5 protein-coding genes are annotated in these 5926 nt (G+C 36.0%); 4 read left to right on the forward strand and 1 reads right to left on the reverse strand.

Annotation, left to right across the window (positions count from 1 at the left end):
- Positions 1 to 75 precede the first annotated feature (75 nt).
- Complete coding sequence (dcm, locus tag ACP6PL_RS18540) at positions 76 to 1329, forward strand: DNA (cytosine-5-)-methyltransferase (protein ID WP_426546750.1); 1254 nt, start codon at positions 76 to 78, stop codon at positions 1327 to 1329.
- Positions 1330 to 1573: 244 nt separating this feature from the next.
- Positions 1574 to 1903, forward strand: coding sequence for a hypothetical protein (locus ACP6PL_RS18545; protein ID WP_426546751.1), 330 nt, complete (start codon positions 1574 to 1576; stop codon positions 1901 to 1903).
- Between the two features lie 599 nt (positions 1904 to 2502).
- Here ACP6PL_RS18545 and ACP6PL_RS18550 read toward each other — a convergent pair.
- Entirely contained in the window at positions 2503 to 2781 is a 279-nt protein-coding gene (locus ACP6PL_RS18550) for a hypothetical protein (protein ID WP_426546752.1), read from the reverse strand.
- Positions 2782 to 4086: 1305 nt separating this feature from the next.
- Between ACP6PL_RS18550 and ACP6PL_RS18555 the strand changes: the two genes are divergently transcribed.
- Positions 4087 to 4941 carry a M48 family metalloprotease gene (locus ACP6PL_RS18555; protein ID WP_426546753.1) on the forward strand — a complete coding sequence of 285 codons (855 nt, stop codon included), beginning with the start codon at positions 4087 to 4089 and terminating at the stop codon, positions 4939 to 4941.
- A gap of 119 nt (positions 4942 to 5060) precedes the next feature.
- Positions 5061 to 5447, forward strand: a complete 387-nt coding sequence (locus ACP6PL_RS18560) for a hypothetical protein (RefSeq protein ID WP_426546754.1) — start codon at positions 5061 to 5063, stop codon at positions 5445 to 5447.
- Positions 5448 to 5926 lie beyond the last annotated feature (479 nt).

Consider the following 5926-nt stretch of genomic DNA (forward strand, 5'->3'; position numbering starts at 1 on the left):
CGAACGGTTTTAACCAGAGGTAATTATCAATTATCCATTATCAATTAATGAAATACTATTTATAACAATTAAATAATGAAAAAAATTCGCTTTATTGATTTATTTGCTGGCATTGGTGGAATGAGATTAGGTTTTGCACAAGCTGCCGAATATTTAAACATTGAAACTGAATGTGTATTAAGTAGTGAAATAAATCCCGACGCTGATTTAGTTTATGAGAAAAATTTTGGTAAATATCCTGTAGGAGACATCCGCAAAATAGAAAAGTTACCACCCCATCAAATATTATTAGCTGGATTTCCTTGTCAATCTTTTTCTTATGCTGGAAAAAAAGCTGGATTTGGGGATACTAGAGGTACGCTTTTTTTTGAGATTACTAGATTAATAGATACATACAAACCCCAAGCTTTTATCTTTGAAAATGTCCGTGGTTTACTGACTAATGATAAAGGTAGAACTATCGAAACTATTAAACATGAAATTAAAATTAGAGGCTATAGTTTTGACATATTTTTACTGAATAGCGCGAATTTTGATTTACCCCAAAATCGACTCCGGATTTATATTGTCGGAGTTTTAGATAAAACACCAAAATTTCATCTGATTTCTGACCCCGGTCCGAAAGATTCTCATTCTTATCAACCACAACAATTATCTTTATTTTATCCTCTGAAAAAATCTATAACTGTGGCAGATATTTTAGAAGATAATCCAGATGAAAAATATAATTGTTCGGAAAAATTTGTTGCAGCTTTAAAACAAAGATTAAATGGAGACTTGAATAAATTACATGGAATGAGATTAATTGATTATCGGGGTGGAAATTCTATTCATTCTTGGGAGTTGGGATTAAGAGGAAAATGTAGTGCTGATGAAATAGAATTAATGAACTGTTTGATTTTGAAACGGAGAAATAGTCGATTTGGTAAACATCAAGATGGTAAATTGTTGAGTCAGGAGCAAATAGCTAGTTTTTTCACTCATCCTCAGTTAGATATATTGCTCAATTCTTTAGTAAGTAAAAATTATCTGCAAATAGTCGAGTCAAAATATAAGCCAGTGGCTGGTAATTTTTCTTTTGAAGTATACAAGTTTTTAGACCCAGATAAAATTTCTGTAACTTTGGTTGCAAGTGATGCTAATAGATTGGGAATTTATCATCAAAATCGAGTCAGAAAAATTACTCCCAGGGAAGCTGCTAGATTACAAGGTTTTCCCGATAATTTTATTTTGCATCATGATGATAATAAGGCTTACTATCAATTGGGAAATTCTGTAAGTATTAATGTAGTTCAAGCCGTAGCTCAAGAATTATTATTGAATATATAATAGGGAACAGCTAGAGATTGCTTCCTTCCACTCCGTTCCAGTCGCAATGACATAATGATATTTAATTAAGTTGGTATACTGATAATTATGATACAGCAAATGCCAGATTAATGTGTTTTTATTTATAGAATAAATATTTTTTTGTTTGCTACCCTACTTCCTAAAATTATCAATATATCTACTTCATCAAGTAGGAAATTGTTGTATATTATAAAAGTTTGGTTAAATTAAAAGAATAAATATAATGGAAAATTCTCTAGAATCAAAAGCAGAACAATTAGCAGTAATCGAAGCAAATGCAGAAAAAATAGCAGCGATCGCCTCTGACGGATATAAACAAATTGCGGAAAAAGGTACGGTAATAATTTTTAGACAGTTAGAGGGAAATAGTACAGTTTTAGCTGACTGGCAAGTTAAGTTTAAACCTATCAGTCAAATCCCATCAATAATTACTGATTGGCAACAAATGGGTTTAGAAAAATTGATGAATAATTATAATCCAGAAGTAGCAGTAGTCTGTACTTTTTTATATCCAAATGGCACTCATACCAGTTATCATTTTCAGATCGCATAAGAAATAAAGGATTAGGGAAAAGATGTTATACCAATTCTTACATTTTATACCTAAATCCTTACAAATAGTAGTTTTTCTAATTACATTATAGGTAATCTTCTAACGGAAACAGAATAATGTCGATCTCAATGGCAGTCTTCAAATAACAACAGAGTATTCCCAGAGGCTTTTACTGCCTAGGGAATACTCTGTTGCATACAGCCTATATTGGTTAATCCAATATCAAGAATTTAACTGCAAGGATTTTCTACAGTTTTATTGATACAGTCTGAATATCATTTGCGCAAAAAATCTGTTAATGTATTAGCGTTGGCGGAGCCTAGCGGCAGCTATATCGCTGTACCAATTAAGGCCACGTATAATAATCAGCCTGAAACCCTTGATTTATTGTTCTAAATTTCTGTACCAAATAGATTACAGTTAAACTGGTACACTGTTTCAGAGACAAAATTTAACAAGTTATAGTCTTTAAAACTATTACTGTGAATAGATTCTGGTCTCAGCAGAAGTTTCTGCACATAATTGGTATTAGTTGCCTAGGATTACCAATATATTCAGGCTAATATGTAAAGCTTTGAGATATATTGCCAAAGTCTTGCTTAAAAAATTCTGTGAGAAGGTAACTGATTTGCGTAGAGAGCTTGGTAGAGTTTAATGTCAGTATCAGAAACTTGTGCTGTTTTTGAGGAATAGTCCCAATCTTCTCTGAGTTGGGTTTCACTTCCAAACCACCACCAAGGTAAAGTATCCTCAGTTTCCAGCTCTGGTGCTGGTGATTTTACAAAACGATTATTGCTTGGATTTTGATCTACTAAGTTTTGTCCGTTTTTTTGGTTAATTTTCTGGAAAAAGGTTTTAGTCAACTGAAGTATTTTCATTTCTCTATCACCTTATTTATGTATTTGGTGTGTATTGTGGAAGTAGATTGTGTGTTCTGCTTCCACCCTTAATACTGCCAGAACCACACAATGCTTGTTAAGAGCCAAATTGCTGAAGATTTCAATTGGGCATAGGAATTCTTTCTATGATTTCACTAAATGTTATCTACGAATATTTGCTAGTCCTCAATGTCTAAGGATCGAAGGCATATTGTAGTATTTCCCTCAGATGTCCATAACATCACTATTTTGTCCAAAATGTGACTCTTCCCATAGTGATTTCTTTGACCACTCTTTAAAGGCCAACGTTACAGACGATATAGCTGCCGCTAGGCTCCGCCTTTTCCTTTCCTGCGGAATGCTACGCAAACATGTCGCACAGCGTTTTTCCTGTCGGCAACAGCCGTTTAGCTAGCGCACAACGCACGTTAACGCTGCGCGACATATAAAGCGAAGCTTTGCGCCAGCAAAACGGAGTTGTGCGAAGCAAAACGCTCATCAAGTCTTTCTCTGATTCCTGAATTCTTAAAAATAATTAATATGATTTGGGATGCTGGGAAACTTTATTCCTAATGCTCGCTCGATACTTCAAATTAACCTACTACCTAGCACCTGTAAGGGTTAAGCAACCAAATCCCTACCTTAACAATCTTTTAATGGTATTAAATCAAGTCGATAGCTGAGTGCTAATAGCTATAAAAGGAAAACCGAACCTTTTGTCAAGTTTTCCGACTATAATTATAGATAAATAATCATAGTAAAAATTCGTTAAGTGGGAAACCAGCCTGTTTTAACGGCTGGAGGGAAACGACTCGACGGGTTTTAACCCGTAGTCAAAATTTGTGTTACAGTTAAATCTTAAAGACACAAAGACCTCTGAATCATGGTGAAAGCCCGATATCTAGTGGACGCTTCAGTTAAAAGGTAGTTAACCGAAAAGGTGGCTCGGTGCTTACCAGCACTCTGTTTCCAGCCGTTAGACAGCACGTTGTAACTCAGAGCGAGTGAATCAAACAACCCATACCTAAAAAGTAGACTCAATGGTCTTTGGCCGGAGAGAGTAGAGGCAATTGGCACCGCCTAGTGAGCTGCTGCTGCATTCGTACTACGGTACGGTGCAGGCAATGTGGCCGTTTCGAGCAATGTGGAAATCGTGGTTTTAACCCGATTTACAGCTCCTCTGAAGAATCCACGCGACTTTAGTCCGTGGAGTGTCAAAGTTAAAATGAAATAGAAATCATAAAAAACTAAAAACCAGCAGATAATATAAATAGCAATCATTAGCCTTGAAAGGAGGCAGTCTTTATGAACTTAGTAAAAACTGTTGCTTTGTTAGGTATACTTAGTGCCCTATTAGTTACAGTTAGTTATTGGTTAATCGGTGGTACAACTGGTGCTACAGTTGGTCTACTTTTAGCTGCTATAATGAACCTGGGTTCCTGGTTTTTCTCAGATAAAATTGCTCTGGCAGCTTATAACGCTCAACCAGTAAGTCAAGCACAAGCACCAGCATTATATGAAATGGTAGAAAGACTTTGCGATCGCGCACGTCTACCTATGCCAGATGTTTATATTATTCCTACTGCTTCAGCAAATGCTTTTGCTACCGGGCGTGATCCCCATCATGCAGCAGTGGCAGTTACTGAAGGTATTATGAGAATTTTACCAGAGGATGAACTAGAAGGAGTCATTGCCCACGAACTTAGTCATATCAAAAATCGCGATACTTTTACTCAAGCAGTAGCTGCTACAATAGCAGGTGGGATATCTTGGCTAACTCAAATAGCTAGTTATTCTATGTGGTTTGGTGGGGGATCAAGAAACGAAAACCGAGCCAACCCAGTAGTGATGTTATTGACTATTATGTTAGCTCCAGTAGCTGCAAGTATTGTGCAAATGGCAATTTCTCGCACTCGTGAATTTGCTGCTGATGCGGGAGCTGGTAATTTAACTGGGAACCCCCGCGCTCTAGCTCAAGCTTTGCAAAGGTTAGAACAAAATGCTAGACAAATGCCATTAAATGCTAATCCTGCTTTTGCACCATTATTAATTATTAATGGATTTTCTGGTAGAATGATGGCGAATTTATTTTCAACCCACCCATCTACAGAAGCAAGGATTGAAAAGTTGTTACAATTAGAGCAAAAATTATTGGGATAAGTTAGAAGTCAGAAGTTAAAAGTTAAATTCCTACTGTCACTAACTTTGAGAACTGAATACTTATAGCTATATAATGTAAATTGTAACCAGTAAATTAGTAAAATTAGGAGCAAAAAATTATGACAGAGCCAAATGTACCAAAAGATGGAGCTATTGTAGAAGTAGAGCAAGAATCAAGTCAAATTACCTCTACCACAGAAAAAATTGACCCTAAGCAAGAAACCCAAGAATTGATGGAGGCAATCAAAAGATTGGCTCAGTCAGAAATGGAAGCGGCAGGGGAGTTTACCCGTGATAGTTATATTCAAGCAGTAAAACAAGCAAGGGAAACTATCGAAAGAATTAGACTTATCGATCCCCAGAAAATAGAAGAAACTGGTAAAAAGATAGAGAAAGATATCGAAACTAACTGGGAGACAGCAGTCAAAGAAGTCCAGGATTTTGGCGATCGCTTAGTTAAAGCAGGTCAAGCAGCTTGGGATGTGTTAACTAAACCTAAAGAATAATTCTCCAAATTCTGAGAAACACAAAAATCTAGCATAGTCATAAATGTGGGGCGTAGCTTTTGCGCCCTACTTATAGATACTGAACCCAGGGAAAACGCATCTAATTTTTTTGACAAATGACTAAGACTACCACCCAACAATGCCCTTTGCCTCACAGAGTTACAAACAGATCAAAACTATTGCTGGATAAGAGTCTAAAGGATATTTAGCTGGATCTTTATGTTTAAACTGGATTTGTGATACGGGATAATCATTCTTGTTGTTGGTGTGGGTGAGACTTAATTACTTATCCCACACTTTACTGACGCACTACCAGATTTTCTTTTAATTGAAGTATTATTCAGTTTATGAACGCAAATTCCTTTCTATATATAGCTTTCAACTAGTTTGTCACCCCGTGAGACAAAACTGACAAAATTTAATTACCAAGGACTACCAATCATAGTAAACCCTGCCCAATAATAAGGATGAGAAAAATC

The sequence above is a fragment of the Dapis purpurea BLCC-M126 genome (assembly GCF_050015975.1).
GTDB lineage: Bacteria > Cyanobacteriota > Cyanobacteriia > Cyanobacteriales > Microcoleaceae > Trichodesmium.